The following is a 16,286-nucleotide window of genomic DNA, read 5'->3' as shown; positions in this document are numbered from 1 at the left end:
CCATGCACATCGTGGCGCGGGATGTCGTCCTGCTCCCCTACTGTGTGAGCGGAAGGAGGTGCACATGGAGATCGAGTTCGGATGGACGGCCGACGGCGCGGACTGGGCGAGCGCATCCGCGCATCGCGCACGGAGCACGTCGACCGACGACCCGGCGGGCGAGAACGACGCCGCACCGGACGCGCGCCTGGGCCCGCGCGGCCTCGTGGCCCTGCTGCAGGGGCGCCTCGCACTCACGCACCCGCCCGTCGAGCAGGCCGTGCGCATCGCGCAGACCATGCGCCTGATCGGCGACATCATCGCTGAGCGGGAGGGCGCAGGCGCAGGCGGAGTCCAGCGCAGCGCCACCCGAGATGACACCGAGGAGTTCTGGCCGGAGCGCTCCTTCGCCGTCGACCCCTGGAGCACCGCCGCCCATCTCCTGCGACTGCGCGACGCGAGCATCGAGGCCGGCTGGAACGCGCCGGATCCCGTCCATGGACTGCCCGCACGGCTCGCCGCGGTGCGGGACCTCGAACACCGTGCAGTGGTCGGCATGCCCGGGACCTGCGGCGACGGCGGCCGCCCGGCATCCCTCTCCCCCGGGCCGGCCGATGATCTCCGGGACGTCATCGCCACCCTCGTCGAGCTCGACTCCCTGGGCGTCACGTGGCCGCTCGGGATCGACGCCATCACGCTCGCGGAGTACCCGACCGCGCTGCCCGGCCTGTGGCCGCGGCTGTTCGAGCTGCTCGACGCCGCCGGGGTGCGCCTGCGCCATGCGGGCACCGGGCCGCAGCATGCCCCGGACCTCGAGGTCGTCCAGTGCCTGGACGAGTGGAGCGCGGCGGACGTCGCCGCTCGGTTCCTCTCCGCCCCCGCGGGCCCCGATCCGACCGGGTCCGACCAGGTTCCGCTGAGCGTCCTCGCGACGACCGACACCACCGTGCTGGACCGTGCCCTGCATCGTCGGGGCATGCCCGCTCTCGGCGCCGTCGAGCCGTCCACCGACCGCGCCCATCACCAGGTGCTCGGGCTGTTCCTCGACGTCGCGACCGCCCCTGTGGACGTCCACCAGCTCGCGGCGCTGCTGGACCTGCGGGTGCTCCCGGGCATGCACCGGGACGACGAGCCGATCGGACTGGTCCCGGCCCCCGTCCGCCGGGAGCTGCTGCGCGCCCTCACCCGCGAACCCGGCATCGGACCGGCGTGGCGCGAGGCCCTCGCGAGACTCGAGGAGAAGTCGGCGTCGGCCCCCGCGGAGAGCCGTGACCGGGAGCGTCGGGCGCTCGAGGCCGCGCGCGGCATCGATCGACTGGTCCGCGACCCGCTGCCCGCCGACGGCCTGCTCCCCGGCGCGATCGCCGGGCGCCTCGACCTGCTCACCGAGCGCCTGCGCGCCGTCGCCCGCGGCGAGGGGGACCTGCTCGCAAGCCTCGCGCAGGTCACGGCGCTGCGCGAGGTCCTCGGGATGCTCGGTCCGGGCGCCCCGCTGAGCCGCCGCACCCTGCAGCAGGTCATCGACGCCTGCGGCGGCGCAGGCCGCTCCCCGCTCGCCCGCGCGGAGGTCGCCCCGTGGGCGGTCACGACCCGACCCGCGCAGCTGCACGCCGAGGGCGGCACCGTGCTGTGGTGGGGCCCCGCCGAGGATGCTCTGCCCTCCCCGATGCTCTGGGACCCGGACGAGGTGCAGACGCTCGAGGAGTTCGGCGCCCGCCTGCTGCCGCCGGCGCAGGAGTCCGCACTGCACGTCGGCGCCGCCCTGCGGGCGCTGCGCGGCGCGAGCCGCCTGATCGCCGTGCTCCCCGGGCGCCGTCTCGAGAAGGAGCCGACCCCCAGCGGTCTGCTGACACACCTCGAGTCCGCGGCCGGGCGGTCGGCGAAGGACCGCCTCACGCCCGCGCAGCTCGTCGACGGGACCACCTGGTCCCTCGCCGGTCGCAGCCTGCCCCTGCGCACGCCCGATCTGCAGAAACTGTCCTCGCAGCAGCTCACGTCCCGCAGCGCGGGGCACCGCCTGGACCACCTCCTGCCCGAGCGCATGTCCTTCACACAGGCTCAGGCCCTCCTGGAGTGCCCGCACCGCTGGCTGCTCGAGTACGCCCTGGGGATCCGCCCCGCGCAGGTCGCCTCCCTGCCTACCGGCCCCCGGATGATCGGCACCCTCGTCCACGCGGTCGTCGAGACCCTGGTGGACGAGCGCATGGACCCCGGGCTCGGCGGCGCGTCCCTCGAACCGCCGGACCCCGGGCGCATCGGCGAGGTGTTCGACGCCCTCGTCCCCCAGCTGGCCTCCGAGCTGGACCTGCCCGGGCGCGCCTTCGAGCGCACCGAGGTCCGCGACCGGGCAGTGCGCAGCCTGCGCGAACTCTTCGCCGGGCTCGCGGACGCCGGTCTCCGGGTCACCGGCACCGAGTCCGAGTTCTCCCGGCCGCTGACTCTCCGGCTGGCCCGAGGGCCCCACGAGGTGGTGTTCGGCGGCAGCCGCGACCTCGACGCGCAGGACGCGGAGGGCCACCCCACCGTCATCGACCTCAAATGGTCCTTCTCCCGCACCCGCTACGGCGACCTCTTCGACACCGGCGAGGCCATCCAGCTCGCCTCCTACGCCTGGTCGCTCGCCGAGGACCCGGACTCACTGGCCGACGCCGATCATCCGGCCGACGTCGGCTACTTCCTGCTGCGCAGCGGGGAGTTCGTGAGCGCGAACCGCTCCCTCGACGCCCACCGCCGCACCCCGATGGACGTGGCCGACGCCTGGCGCCGACTCGTCGAGGGCGTGCAGCAGCGGCTCGACGAGATCGCCGGCGGCACGGTCGCCCTGGGCTGCCAGCAGCTGCTCGAGGCCGCAGGCATCCCCGCCGACGCCGAGTACAGGCCGCGCCAGAAGGCCGTGGCCGCACAGCGCGACCTCGCCCGCGCCGAGGGAGGCATCCTCGTCGAGGACCACTGCGCCCGCGGCGACTACGCCCAGCTGTGCCTGCTCACGGGAGGGAACTGATGAGCTTCACCCTGATCAACGCCTCCGCCGGCTCCGGGAAGACCCACACGCTGACCCAGGAGATCGCCGACAGGATGGGCGCTGGCCTCGAGCCCTCCCAGCTCATCGCCACCACCTTCACGGTCAAGGCGGCCGACGAGCTCTCCGATCGCGTGCGCCGCACGCTCCTCGAGCGCGAGCAGACCGAGGCCGCCCGCGGCATCGACAGCGCCCTGATCGGCACCGTCAACGCCGTGGCGGGAGAGCTCGTGCGCGAGTTCGCCCTCGATGCCGGGATCTCGCCCGACGTGCAGGTTCTCGACCAGGACCGTGCCTCCGCGGCCTTCGACGCCGCGATCGACGAAGCCGTCGCCCGCGCGGGCGACCGTGCGAGCGACCTGCTCGCGCGCACCGAGCACGACGGCGAGAAGAGCGCCGCCAACCCGTTCGCCCCGTCCTCGTTCTGGCGCGATCACGTGCGGGACCTCGCCTCCCGCGCGCGCACCAACGACGTGGACGCCGACCAGCTGCGCCGGAGCGCCGACGCCTCCTGGGACGACTTCCGCGCCGCGGCGCTGCCCGAGCCCGGCACCGAGGATCGTCGCCGCGCCTGGCTCGGCCGTCTCGACACCGTGCTCGACGGGCTCCAGGCCGAGGTCGACGGCGCCTCCGGCGGGACGCCGCAGGAGCAGAAGAGCGCCGGCGTCATCGCCAAGAGGCTCGAGACCCTGCGCCAGCTGCGCCGCACCCTCGGGCAGGGCGCGCGCACCCCCTGGTCGGCCTGGGCGAAGCTCGCCCGCGTCGCCGCCGGCAAGGCCGCCGACCCCGAGGGCGGCGGCAAGTACGTGTACAGCAAGGACGTGGACACGGCCCTCGTTGGGCTCGCCCTCGAGATCGCCGAGGAGCTGCCCGCGCATCCCGTCATGCAGCGCGACATCCGCGGGCTCATCGAGCTGGTCGTCACCACCGCCGCGGACTCCCTCGAGGCCTACGCGCAGTTCAAGAACGAGCTCGCCCTCATGGACTTCATCGACCAGGAGGGGCTCGCCCTGCACCTGCTGCGCACGAGCGAGCGCGCCCGCTACGCGATCGGCGCCCGCTTCCGCCTGCTCGCGGTCGACGAGTTCCAGGACACCTCCCCGATCCAGCTCGCCCTGTTCCTCGAGCTGGGCCGCCAGATCGAGGACCTGATCTGGGTCGGCGACCCCAAGCAGGCCATCTACGGCTTCCGCGACGCCGACCCCGACCTCATGCGCGGCGTGCTCGAAGCGGTGAGCGAGGGCGTCACCGAGCTCGGCGAGGGGACCATCCGCGATCTCGAGCATTCGTGGCGCTCCCAGGAGCAGGTCCTCGACCTCGTCAGCGCCGTCTTCCCGCAGATCTTCCCCGACCTGCCGCGCGAGCGCGTGGTCCTCACCGCCGCCCCCGGGGCCGCGGCGCGCCGGGCCGAGGCCGGCCGGACCGACGGCCGGATCGAGGCCTGGGTCCCCGCCTTCAGCAGCCGGCACAAGAGCGCCTCCGAGCACGCTGCCGCGATCGCCGACGGCGTGGTGCGCATGCTCGCCGAGGACGAGGTCGGTCCCGGCGACATCGCGGTCCTCGTGCGCAGCAACGCGCAGGCCGCCCAGGTCGTCTCCTCCCTGCAGGCGCGGGGCGTCCCCGCCTCCGGCCAGGGCGGCCCGATCCTCGGCACCCGGGAGGGGCGGCTGGTGCGGGCCGCTCTCGCGGTCACCCTCGACGTCTCCGACTCCCTCGCGCTCACCGAGCTCGTGGACCTGCTGCCCGACCATCCGGCGCATGAGAACTGGTTCGGCGACCTCACCGCGCCGAGGGACCGCGAGGGCCGCCGCGCTGTGCTGCAGTCGTGGTGGGAGGCCGATGTCCTGACCGGGCTGCGCGCCCTGCGCGAGGACTGCATCGCGCTCAGCCCCGTGGAGATGATCGCCGCGGTCATCGACGCCCTCGACCTGACGGAGCGGCTGCGCTCCTGGCCCCTGCCCGAGCAGCGCCTGCGCACCCTGGACGCGCTGCGGCGCCTCGCTGCCGACTATGCGGACCAGGCGCGCTCGGCCTCGGTGCCCATCACCCTCACCGGGCTCCGGGCCGTGCTCGACGAGACCGATGCGGGCCCCGACCTCACCGGCATCCCCGACACCGTGTGGGTCGGCACCATCCACGGCGCGAAGGGGCTCGAGTGGTCGCGCGTGGTCGTGATGCTCCCGCCGAAGGCGACCGAACGCGCCCACACCGGTGGCGTGTTCGTGGTCCCCGCCCCGGAGCTCGACGCGCTGCGGCCCCTCGACGGCCGCTCCCTGCGCTACTGGCCGCGTGTGCTCGACGGCTACGCACCGCTGCAGGAGCTGCTCGCCGAGGCCGAGCATCCCCGGCGCGCGGCCCGCAAGGAGCGCGAGGAGGCCGGCCGTCTGCAGTACGTGGCCCTCACCCGCGCGGCCGACGTCACCGTGCTGAGCGGCGACGGCACCGGATCGGCTCTCGATGCGCTCGTGGACGGCGACGCCCCTCTGCTCACCTGGGAGGCCGGGACCGACACGGTCCACGTCTCCGGCCACGGCGACCTGCCCGCGCGCGTGCGCACCACCGCGATCGACGGAGCCGCTGAGAGTGACGGTGCCTCCTCCCGCAGCGGCTCGCGCAGTCCGCTGGCCGCGACCGATCTGCCCCTCGGCCCCCGCGCCGGGGACGAGGGCCCGGGCGCGGGCACGTCCGCCCGCTTCCAGGCCTCTGGCGTCGCCTCCGACGAGTCACTGGGCACCGTGCACCCGCCCCGGAGCATCGGCGCCGCGCTGGTCAGCGGCGGCGGGCGGGACTGGAACCGCGTGGGCGAGGCCGTCCATGCCTTCCTCGCCCTCCCGCTCGCACAGCTCACGCCCGCCCTGCAGGAGCAGGCGGCGCTGCGGCTCGTCGAGCGCTGGGCCGTCTCGCGCGCCGTCGGCGCCGAGACCCTGCTGGCCGCCGGCCGCGCCTGGCAGGAGTTCCTCGCCGCCGAGTTCCCCGGGGCCCGCGTGCTCACCGAGCAGCCGATCGCCTGGTGGAACGAGGAGGAGCAGGTCATGGAGGGCTGGATCGACGCCCTCCTGGCACTGCCCGACGGCTCCCGCGTGCTCGTGGACCACAAGACCTATCCCGGCTCCGACCCCGTAGGCCACGTGCGCGAGCACTACCTGGGCCAGATGGCGACATACGCGGCCGCGCTCGAGGCCACGGGCGGCGCCCCCGCGCGCATCCTCATCCACCTGCCCCTGCGCGGTGAGGTCCTCGAGGTGACGCTGCGCGAGCAGACGTCGAAGGCGGCGCCTGCTCTCGGGGCGGAGCCGGCCACCGATCCCGCGCAGGGCAGGGCGCATGTCTGAGCCCGCGGCATCCACCGACGCGGCACCCGGCGTCCGAGAGCGAGCGGCCGACGACGCGCCCGTCGTCGTCCCCGAGTCGCAGGCCGTGCAGGCCGCACGCGTGCTGCTCGACCAGGCGCGACGCAGCGGCGGGCGCCGCCTCCTCGGCATCGCGGGCGCACCGGGCGCCGGCAAGAGCACGCTGACCGCGCTGCTGGCCGAGGAGCTGCCCACGGGCAGCTGCGTCGTGGTCCCGATGGACGGATTCCACCTGGCCGACGTCGCCCTCGAGCGTCTGGGGAGACTGGATCGCAAGGGCGCCCCGGACACCTTCGACGCCGCCGGGTACGTCGCCCTCCTGCAGCGGCTGCGCACCGCTCGTCCTGAGGATCCGCCGGTGTGGGCGCCGATGTTCGAGCGCGACCTCGAGCAGCCCCTCGCCGGGGCGATCGAGGTGCCCGGCGAGATCCCGCTCGTGATCACCGAGGGCAACTACCTGCTGATGACCGAGGGGCCGTTCGCCCCGTTGGGCGCGATGCTCGACGCCCGCTGGTTCGTCGAGACGGACGAGGACGTGCGCCACGAGCGGCTCATCGCCCGCCACGAAGCGTTCGGGAAGTCTCCCGAGGCCGCGCGCGCCTGGTCTCTCGGCCCCGACGAGGCGAACGCGCGCCTCGTCGCGGCGACGAGGGCACGCGCCGACCTCGTGGTCCGCGCGAGCTGACGAGCCCGTCGGCGCCGCAGGTCCGGACCGGGATCCGGCCCGGGCCACGAGCCTCGATGCGAGCACGGACCTCGACCCGCGCGCGTGCCCGTGCCTGCGCCTGCGCCTCCGCTCAGCCCAGGATCGAGTTCAGATCCTCGACCTCCGCGGTGGTCAGCTGGAGGGACGGCGCCTGCGCCGAGTCGATGACGGAGGCGGGACGCGCCGCACCGGGGATCGGCACCACGTGCGGGCCCAGGCTCAGCTCCCAGGCGAGCACCACGCGCTGCGGGCTCACGTCATGGGCCTCGGCGACACGGGCGATCTGCGGGAACTTCTCGCCGACGGCCGCCGCGCCGCCGCCCGCACCGCCCAGCGGGCCCCAGGGCACGAACGCGGCGCCGATCTCCCGGCAGCGGCGCAGCTCGCCGAGGCTCGTGTGGAAGTACGTCGGGCTGAACTGGTTCTGCACCGCCGCGAGGTTCCCCGCACCCAGCACATCGAGCGCCACGTCGATCTCCTCGACGTTGGCGTTGGAGATGCCGACCTCGCGGATCAGCCCCTCCTGCTGCAGTGTCGCGAGAGCCTCGACGCCCTCCGCATAGCGGATGGAGCGGTCGGGGCGGTGCCAGTAGTACAGATCCACGGAGTCCTGGCCGAGGTTCGCGAGAGTCTTCTCGAGCGCCGAGCGCAGGTAGGCGAGCGAGCCGTCGCGCCCCTTGGACTCCTCCTGACCGTCCTTCCCCGGGCCGCGCACGATGCCGCCCTTGGAGGCGATGACGACCTTCCGCGCATCGCCGGACCAGGTGCGCACACCCTCGGCCACGAGCTCCTCGTTGTGGCCCATCGTGTCCCAGCTGGGGGCGTACATGTCGGCGGTGTCGATAAGCGTGATGCCCGCGTCGAGCGCCGCATGGATCGTCGCGATCGCTTCGTCATGCGTGGGCGGGTTCTGGCGGCCGTAAGACAGGGGCATCGCCCCGTAGCCGATGGCCGAGACGGACAGGGAGCCGATGCGTCGCGTGATCGCAGTCATAGGGACAGGGTAACGCCGCAGGTGAGAGCGCGGCCGAGCCGTCCAGCAGACGACCCGAGACCCGCGCGGGAAACTTTTCGCAACACAGGGCTTGCGAAACCCGAGACGGCCCGGATAACGTAGTGCTCGCACCGAACGGAGCGTGTCGCAGTCGCTCCCCAGGTGCCACGGATGTCGCTGACGCGGTGGGAACCCGCCAGCAGTCGCGACCTTCACGCGCCGCTGATCGGAACATGGGGCGAACAAGTTCCGATCGGCGGCGCGTTCCGTCTTCCGGGGGCATGCGCACCACGAAGGTCTCGCACACCTCGAGAATCTCGACCCCACAGGGATCGGCACTCCTCACGGACCGCGGTGCCGAGGGCCGCTCAGCCCTCCCGGCGGCGCGTGGACTCCCGCTCGAGGATGCGCGGGCGCAGCAGGATCGTCGAGGGGTCCTCCCCCGGCTCCTGCATGCGCTGGCCGAGCAGGCGCGCGGCCGTGCGGCCCGTCGCGCGGATCGGCTGCTGGACCACAGAGACCGAGGGCGTGACCAGTCGGGTCCAGAGGTCGTCGTCGGTCGCGAGCAGACCGGGGACCCCCGCCCCACCCAGCGGGGCCGCAGCACCCGCCGCGTCGGCCGCGCCCGCGCGATCGAGTCCGCGCATCGCCTCGAAGGCCCCGGCCGACATCCGGTTGTTCGTCGCGTAGACGACGTCGGCCCAGCCCTCGGCGAGGACGGCCTCGGTGGCCTCCCGCCCCGAGTCGAGATGCAGGTCGCCGCGGATCACGCGCGGCGTCTCGAGCGCACCGGCGCGCGACGACCCGGGGGCATCGTCGGCCGCAGCCCCGAGCGCATCACCACTGGTCGCCCCGACCCGCGACCACTCGGCGAGGAAGCCGCGCACGCGGTCCTCCGTCGAGGTCAGCCCCTCGGGACCGGTGAGGACGACGGGCCGGCGGAATCCCTGCTCGGCGAGGTGCTGGGCGCCTCGGCGGCCGGCATCGAGGTTGTCGGTGACCACGAGGTCGACGTCGGCCCCGTGGACGCGGCGGTCCACGAGCACGAGCGGCGTCTCGGCCGCGAGCAGCGGCGTCACGTCCGAGAGGTTCTCGTCGACCACGGTGAGGATGACCCCGGCGATCTGGCGGCTGACCAGCTGCGGGAACACCTCGCGCTCGCGCTCGAGGTCGTCCTCGGTGTGGGCGACCATCACCGAGTAGCCCTGGCCGCGCGCCATCCTCTCGACCTCGCTGATCACCCGCGTGAAGTAGGGGTTCTCGGCGTCGGGCGTGACGACGGCGACCTGGGCGGAGGCGCCGCTGCGCAGGGATCGTCCCGCGGCGTTGGGCACGTACCCGGTGGCGCGCACGGCAGAGCGCACGCGCCGCGAGAGCTCCTTGTCGACGTTCTGCGCGCCGTTGATGACGCGCGAGACGGTGGCCGTCGAGACCCCGGCAGTGCTCGCGACGTCGAGGATCGTCGGTCGGCGCACGTTCATCGCGGGGCTCATCTCGGGTCGGTCCGACGGGTGGCGGGGCGGGTCAGCTCTGGAGGACGGTGGCGTCGCCGCAGAGGTGGACCTGCACGCCGAGGCGGTCGAACATGGCGGCCTTCGCGGTCAGCGCCCGGTCCGCCGCAGCGGCGCTGTCAGCGTAGACCAGCTGGGCGTGGTTGGCCTTGTGGCGTGCCATGAACTGATCGCGGGAGACGCCGTCCAGGACCACGCTCGCGATCGGCCACTCCGGGTTCGTGGACTCCTTGCGCCGCGTCACCTCCGCCTCCGGGAGCTCCACGACCCGGCAGCGGCCCACGTCCGCGTGCAGCGCACCGCCCTCGATGTACACGCGGGACCACACGATCTCCCCGGGCCGCGAGACCCCGTTGATCGTGGACCCGCCCGCGGGGAAGAACGTCGGCCCCTGACGCCAGCCCTCCGCGCCCGCATACCCGCCGGGCAGATGGCTGGGCGGCACGGAGCCGGAGATCTCGTAGACCCACACGTACTCGCCCTCGAAGTCCTCGCCCCAGCGCACGTCGTGCAGGGTGGTCGCCGGGTCCATGCCCATCGCCGACCACACCCGGTTGGTGATCAGCGCGTCGACCGCGACGCCCTCGTCGACCTCGTTGAAGTTCGGCAGGGCCTTGCCCTCCCACAGCACCCGCTCCCCGTCGCGGCTGGTGACCTCCGGGCGCTCGAGGTTGTTCAGCAGTCCCTCGACGAGGTCCGAGGCCGGGCACACGTCCTTCAGCCCCTGCTGGTACTGGATGCCCACCGCGTCCAGCCCGAAGTCGTCGCTGATCCGCAGGGCCGCGATGTACATCTTGTACTGCCAGCGCAGCTGGTTCTCCGTCAGCTCCGTCGCCTCGTCCGTGCCCAGCCGGAACGTCATCCCCGCATCGGTGAGCCAGCGCCCCACCGCATCGGCCTCCGCATCGGAGACGGTCTGCATCTCCGCCCACAGCGCCGACTGGGACAGGCGCTCCTTGAAGATGCCCAGCGGGTTCAGCAGCTCGTCGTCGATGATCGCGTTGTACATCCCCATGCAGCCCTCGTCGAAGATCCCGATGATGGCCTTGTCCTCGAGCAGCTGCTCCGCGAGCGCCGCCCCGAGACGCGACTCCGGGGTGTCCGCGAGAGCCGGCAGGTCCTTCACGTGCGAGGCATCGTGCTCGAGCGCGCCCGTGCGCGCCCACGTCGCGACGCCCTCGCGGAACCAGTCGTCGGTCCCGTCGACCGTCCAGATGCTCGAGTACTCCCGGCCCATCTTCGTCAGCCCGCCGTTGAGGTTCAGCAGACCCACCAGGCCCGGCCACTCGGGCGCGAAGTTCGCGACCGTGAGGATCGGCCCGCGGTGCGTGCGCAGACCCGCCAGGACGTGGTGGCTGTACTGCCAGTTCGCGGTCGCCACCACGAGCGGGGCATCCGTCGGGATCGAGCGGAACACCTCCATGCCCATCCGCTGCGAACGGATGAACCCGTGACCGAACTCAGGATCCGCCTCGAACGCGCGCCGCACCCTCGCGCCCGCGGCCTCGAACGCCTCGGTCACCTGCCGCTCGAGCTCCTGCTGCGCACCCCACGACTCGGTGTTCGCGCTCTCGCGCAGGTCACCGCTCGGGATCAGCCACACCTCCCCCTCGGCGGCCGACGGGCGCTGCGCGCGCTCGGGCAGGGCATAGGTGCGGGACTCGGTGGCGTCTGCGGTGGCGGTCATGATGGCTCCTTCGAGTATGGTGCGCGAGCGGAGGGTGCGTGCGGGTGCGTCGTGGGGATGCGTCGTGCGGGTGATGGGCGCGGCAGGCCGGGCGGGTGCGCTCAGTCCTGCGGGTCCCGGGGAGGGGTGGCGCCGATGTCGGGCACGGGGCCGGAGGCCAGGTGCACCTCCATGGCGTCGAAGTCGGGGGCGGGCGGGCGCTGCGTCGTCGGCCGGTCCAGGTAGAACAGGGCGGTCGAGGCGATGTCGTCGCGCAGCGGCAGGTAGCGCCAGCCGGAGCGCCAGCCGAGGGCCTGGATGTCGACCTTGGGCAGGCCGGTCGCGAAGTGGATCGGGTCGGCCACGTGCCAGCGGTACATCCCGAAGCGCTGCTGGGAGGAGTACAGGCCGTCGGGCCGGATGACCTGGGGCATGCCCAGGTAGGGGGTCGAGAACGCGGTGTACCCGCGGCCGGGGACATCGAAGTTCCAGGCGCCGCCGAAGTAGTCCTCAGTGCCGGTGCCGCAGATGGTGGGGTGCTCGGTGTCGTCGTCCATATAGAACTTGATCTCGCCCTCGCCCCACCAGCCGTTGGAGTTCACGCCCCAGGCGATGTAGGTGCCCACGTACTGCCCCTGCCCCTCGACGCCCTCGAGGAGGACGTGCGGGGTGCGGTCAGGCAGCGGGTTCGAGCGCCGCCACTGGGCGTGGAAGTACCCGTCCCGGCTGTGGTCGCCGCCGACCTCGTAGGTCACCTGGTAGTAGACGCGGGCGTCGACCCCGGAGGTGTTCTCGATGGTCAGGCGCGCACCGTCGCGAAAGGGCATGGGCCAGTAGGAGTTGAAGCCGCCGTGGGGGTTCGCGGCGATCATCTGGGAGTCGACCTGGGCGAAGCTGCTCCAGCCGCTGCAGAAGAAGTCGCCGTAGGGGACCTCGACGGCGGGCTCCTCGGCCCCGTCCCAGTAGGCCCGCAGCACGAGGGTGCGCCAGTTGTCCGTGTGCGTGGTGATCCAGATGTGGGTGATGACGCCGGCGCCGTCGATGTCGGCGAGATCGAACGTCTCCCCCGCCCTCACGTCGACGCTCGGCGAGACCTTCCAGCCCACGCCGAGGTCGCGGGCGTTCGCCGCCCCGGTCCCCTCGCTCGCACGGGCGCCGCCTCCGGCGGCCCCGTCGAAGTTCTCCGGGCTGATGGAGCGGGTGAGCACGGGACGCAGGCGGGCGAGGCCGGACGAGGCCGGGGCGGCGGGGGAAGCACCAGAGGGGTCGGACACGGGGTCACTCCTTCGTGAGCCGGGGGCCGACGGCTCACGAGCGCTCGGGACCCTCGTGAGCGCACGGCGGTGCGGACAGTGCGGGCCGACGCAAGGAGTCGTCGGACGAAAAACGTTTACTCGGACTGTACGGAGGTGCGTCCGGCAGGTCAAGGCGCCGACGCGATCCGGATCCACCGGAGATCTGCAGGAGAAACGCGGGGTCGACGTGCCGCGCTGCGGTCGCGACGCACCCGGGACGAAAGGACGATTGACGTGACCCGGACGCATTCGTACGGTGTCCGGTAATCGTTTCCTCGCGGAGTCGATGCCGCGGCGCTCTCGGGGCTCACGAGCGCGGACCGCGCCCGAGCATCACCGATGCCGGCCGCCGGCACTGCTGCGAGGAGCACACGCCGGCGGAACCGATGCCGCCGCGCCGTCGACGCGGTTCGAGGAGGAACCCCGTGCCATCTGCCCTTCCCCACCGTCGGCCCGAACCGCCGCCCGCAGGACACCCGCAGCGACGCCCGCACGGACGCCCGCAGCGCTCGGCCGGACGGATACCCCGGCGCTCCCTGCTGGCGGGAGGCGCCGCCGCGGCGGCGAGCGTGCCGCTGCTCGGCGCGTGCGGGCGTGCGGAGGCCGATCGCCCGCTGACCTTCTGGAACTTCTACAGCCCAGCGCCCCAGCAGGATCCGAACCTCGTCGCGCAGTCGGACTGGTTCCAGAAGGCGATCGACCGCTGGAACCACGCGGGCGAGCACGAGATCAACTCCGTCTACATGACGAGCGACCAGATGAACCAGCGCATGCCGGTCGCCTTCGCCTCGGGCGACGGCCCGGACATCTTCCTCATCTCCCCCGGCGACTACCTGCGCTACGCCAACGGCGGGGTGCTCGTGGACCTCGCCCCGTACATGGAGCAGGAGGCGATCGCGGACTACTTCCCCGAGGCGCTCACCACCCGGCGCGACGGCGACCGGATCTTCGGACTGCCCATGGAGCAGGAGCCCCTGGCCCTCTTCTACGACCCGGACCTGCTCGAGAAGAAGGGGATCTCCGAGGGCGACCTGCCGAAGGACTGGGACGAGCTGCTCGAGCTCGCGGCATCCCTCAGCACGGGCTCCACGACCGGGCTCGTGCTCGACGTCGACCCCGGCTACTACCAGAACTTCACCTTCTACCCGTGGGTGTGGCAGACCGGCGGGGACGTCATCGACCCGACGACGCAGCGTCCGGTCTTCGACGCCGACGGGCCTCGCGCGGCGCTCGAGCTCTGGGGCCGCGCCGTCTCCACGGGCGCCACGCCCCGCACCCGCCCCGCCAACGGCGACATCGTCTCGGCCTTCACCTCGGGCTACGCGGCGTTCTGGGAGACGGGCGTCTGGGACGTCATGAACCTGACCCAGAACGCACCGGACAAGAGATTCGGCGTCCTGCCGCTGCCGCCTCCCCCGGGCGAGGAGTCGAGCACGATCCTGGGCGGCTGGGCCTGGTGCGTGAACGCGCGCGGCGCCGACCCGGAGGCCGCCGCCCGCTTCGTCGTGCAGACCCTGGGCTCCATGGACGAGCAGTCCATCGACCACATCGCCACCTGGAACGGACCCGCCAAGGGGAACATGCCCGCGCGGCGCTCGGTCGACGCGAAGCTGCAGGCCGACGACGCCTACGCGGAGGAGCACCAGAAGATCTTCCACGACGAGATCCTGCCGACCGGACGCGGCGAGCCCCGCTTCCCGCCCGTCGTCTACAAGGCCGTCTCCGACGCCCTGCAGTCCGTCGAGCTGGGCGGCGGGGACCCGGGCGAGGAGTCCGCGCGCGCCCAGCAGACCATCGAGAGCTACCTCGAGACCTATGAAGGAGGCAGCCTCGTATGAGCGCCGCCGCAGACGTGAACGCAGACGCCGGCCCGGGTCCGGGCCAGGGCGCCGGCCCGGGCGCCGATCCCTCCGCGTCCGCCGCACCAGGGCCCAGGTCCCGTGGGGGCGGCCGGGGGCGGAGGCGCGCCCGCAGCCGAGCGCAGCGGGAGACCCGCGCCGCCCTCTTCTTCCTCGCCCCCGACGCCATCGGCCTGCTCGTGTTCGTCGCGATCCCGATGGCCCTCTCGGTGGTGCTGGGGTTCTTCTGGATCGACGGGTTCGGGAACTTCGAGTTCATCGGGATCGACAACTACGTGCGCATGGTGAAGGACCCGCAGTTCTGGAACAGCGCCCGGGTCACGCTGCTGTACCTGGTGGTGCTCGTGCCGCTGATCTACGTCGTCGGCCTGGGGCTCGCGCTGCTGGTCCAGCAGAGGTTCCCGGCCGTCGGCATCATCCGCTCCGCACTGTTCCTGCCCTACGTGATCAGCATCGTCGTGGTCGCGATGGTCTGGCAGTTCATGCTCACCGACCGCACCGGCGTGATCGCCTCGCTGCTCTCGATCGTCGGCCTCGACGGGATCTCGTTCCTGGGCGATCCGAGGTTCGCCCTGGGCACGGTGATCGCGGTGACCGTGTGGCTGCAGATGGGCTACTACATGATCATCTTCCTGGCCGGTCTCCAGGACATCCCCGGTGAGCTCTACGAGGCCGCCCGCATCGACGGCGCGAGCGCCTGGCAGCGACTCCGGCGCATCACCCTGCCGCTGCTCGCCCCCACGAGCTTCTTCGTGCTGCTGACGTCGATGGTCGCGGTCGTCACCGGCGGCCTCGACATGATCTTCGTGCTCACCAGCGGCGGGCCCGCGAACTCGACCTCCCTGCTCATCTTCTACATCTACCAGCAGGCGTTCCTCTTCGGAGATCTGGGATACGCGGCGGCCGTGGGCTCCGTGCTCGTCGCGTTCCTGCTGCTCTTCTCCGGCGTGATGTTCCTGCTCACCCGAGGAGGCCGGTTCTCCCATGACGACTGACACCCGCACCCAGGCCGCGCCCGTCGACCGTCCGGGGCTGCGCCCGGGACCGCGCCGTGGATCGCGGAGCAGCCGCCTGCGCTGGCTGCTCTTCGCGATCGGCCTGGTCCTCGCGCTCGCGACCGTGTTCCCGCTGCTGTGGATGGTGCTGGGATCCTTCAAGACCGCCGAGGAGGTCAACTCCCCGCAGCTGATCCCGAGCACCTTCACCCTGGACAACTACGTCTACGTGTTCTCGCAGGTGCCGTTCGCGCGCTACCTGTTCAACAGCTTCTTCGTCTCCGCCGCGGTCACGGTGATCGCGCTCTGGTTCCATTCGATGGCGGCCTACGCACTGGCGCGTCTGCGCTTCCCCGGCCGCGAGAAGATCTTCCTGGGGATCTTCGCGACGATGCTGGTGAGCGCCCCGGTGACCATCATCCCCACGTTCATCATCGTGCGCACGCTGGGGATCGTGGACAGCTACGCGGGACTCATCGTCCCCGCGATCTTCAACGCCTTCGGCATCTTCCTGCTGCGCCAGTTCTACGTCTCCCTGCCCGACGAGCTCGAGGAGGCGGCGCTGGTCGACGGCGCGAGCTACTGGAAGATCTACTGGTCGATCGTGCTGCCGCTCTCCCGGCCGATCCTCGCGGCCCTCGCGGTCTTCTTCTTCCTCGCGAACTGGAACTCGTTCGTGTGGCCGATGACCGTGACCTCGGATCCGCACCTGCGCGTGGTCCAGCTGGGGATCCAGAGCTTCCAGCAGCAGTACGCGGCCGACTGGAACTACATCCTGGCCGCCGCGACCGTCGCGGCCCTGCCCACCCTGGGGATCTTCTTCGTCTTCCAGAAGCAGATCGTCGCGTCCATCAAGACCTCCGGCCTGAAGTGAGGGCCCGGGGTGGGGGGGGGGGGGGGGGGGGGGGGGGG

Annotated in this window: 10 protein-coding genes; 6 read left to right on the top strand and 4 right to left on the bottom strand. The window is 72.5% G+C overall.

Annotated features, from left to right (window positions below):
- Positions 1-64: 64 nt before the first annotated feature.
- The 3 genes from I8D64_RS10060 to I8D64_RS10050 are packed head-to-tail and all read left to right on the top strand — an operon-like array spanning position 65 to position 7,033.
- Positions 65-2,980, top strand: a complete 2,916-nt coding sequence (locus I8D64_RS10060; protein ID WP_200502393.1) for a PD-(D/E)XK nuclease family protein — start codon at positions 65-67, stop codon at positions 2,978-2,980.
- Positions 2,980-6,330 carry a UvrD-helicase domain-containing protein gene (locus I8D64_RS10055; protein WP_200502391.1) on the top strand — a complete coding sequence of 1,117 codons (3,351 nt, stop codon included), beginning with the start codon at positions 2,980-2,982 and terminating at the stop codon, positions 6,328-6,330. Before I8D64_RS10060 ends, I8D64_RS10055 begins: the two co-directional genes overlap by 1 nt.
- Positions 6,323-7,033: a nucleoside/nucleotide kinase family protein gene (locus I8D64_RS10050; protein ID WP_200502389.1), complete on the top strand. Its 711-nt coding sequence runs from the start codon at positions 6,323-6,325 to the stop codon at positions 7,031-7,033. Before I8D64_RS10055 ends, I8D64_RS10050 begins: the two co-directional genes overlap by 8 nt.
- 112 nt (positions 7,034-7,145) lie before the next feature.
- Here I8D64_RS10050 and I8D64_RS10045 read toward each other — a convergent pair whose 3' ends face one another.
- From I8D64_RS10045 to I8D64_RS10030, 4 genes are all read right to left on the bottom strand, one after another.
- Complete coding sequence (locus I8D64_RS10045; RefSeq protein ID WP_200502387.1) at positions 7,146-8,048, bottom strand: aldo/keto reductase; 903 nt, start codon at positions 8,046-8,048, stop codon at positions 7,146-7,148.
- A 368-nt stretch (positions 8,049-8,416) separates the two neighbouring features.
- Positions 8,417-9,529, bottom strand: coding sequence for a LacI family DNA-binding transcriptional regulator (locus I8D64_RS10040; RefSeq protein ID WP_200502386.1), 1,113 nt, complete (start codon positions 9,527-9,529; stop codon positions 8,417-8,419).
- Between the two features lie 43 nt (positions 9,530-9,572).
- Positions 9,573-11,246 carry a fucose isomerase gene (locus tag I8D64_RS10035; protein WP_200502385.1) on the bottom strand — a complete coding sequence of 558 codons (1,674 nt, stop codon included), beginning with the start codon at positions 11,244-11,246 and terminating at the stop codon, positions 9,573-9,575.
- 101 nt (positions 11,247-11,347) lie between these two features.
- A complete protein-coding gene (locus I8D64_RS10030; protein ID WP_200502384.1) occupies positions 11,348-12,499 on the bottom strand; it encodes a DUF2961 domain-containing protein in 1,152 nt (383 codons plus the stop codon).
- Between the two features lie 446 nt (positions 12,500-12,945).
- On the opposite strand from I8D64_RS10030, the gene I8D64_RS10025 reads away from it, so the two are divergent.
- From I8D64_RS10025 to I8D64_RS10015, 3 genes are read left to right on the top strand one after another with little or no spacing between them, the layout of a single operon-like run.
- Entirely contained in the window at positions 12,946-14,358 is a 1,413-nt protein-coding gene (locus I8D64_RS10025) for an extracellular solute-binding protein (RefSeq protein WP_200502383.1), read from the top strand.
- Positions 14,355-15,374, top strand: coding sequence for a carbohydrate ABC transporter permease (locus tag I8D64_RS10020; protein WP_200502381.1), 1,020 nt, complete (start codon positions 14,355-14,357; stop codon positions 15,372-15,374). Before I8D64_RS10025 ends, I8D64_RS10020 begins: the two co-directional genes overlap by 4 nt.
- Positions 15,364-16,248, top strand: a complete 885-nt coding sequence (locus I8D64_RS10015) for a carbohydrate ABC transporter permease (RefSeq protein ID WP_200502380.1) — start codon at positions 15,364-15,366, stop codon at positions 16,246-16,248. Before I8D64_RS10020 ends, I8D64_RS10015 begins: the two co-directional genes overlap by 11 nt.
- Positions 16,249-16,286 lie beyond the last annotated feature (38 nt).

The organism is Brachybacterium halotolerans (assembly GCF_016623465.1).
Lineage (GTDB): Bacteria > Actinomycetota > Actinomycetes > Actinomycetales > Dermabacteraceae > Brachybacterium > Brachybacterium halotolerans.
This window is presented reverse-complemented; position numbering and strand designations above follow the sequence as displayed.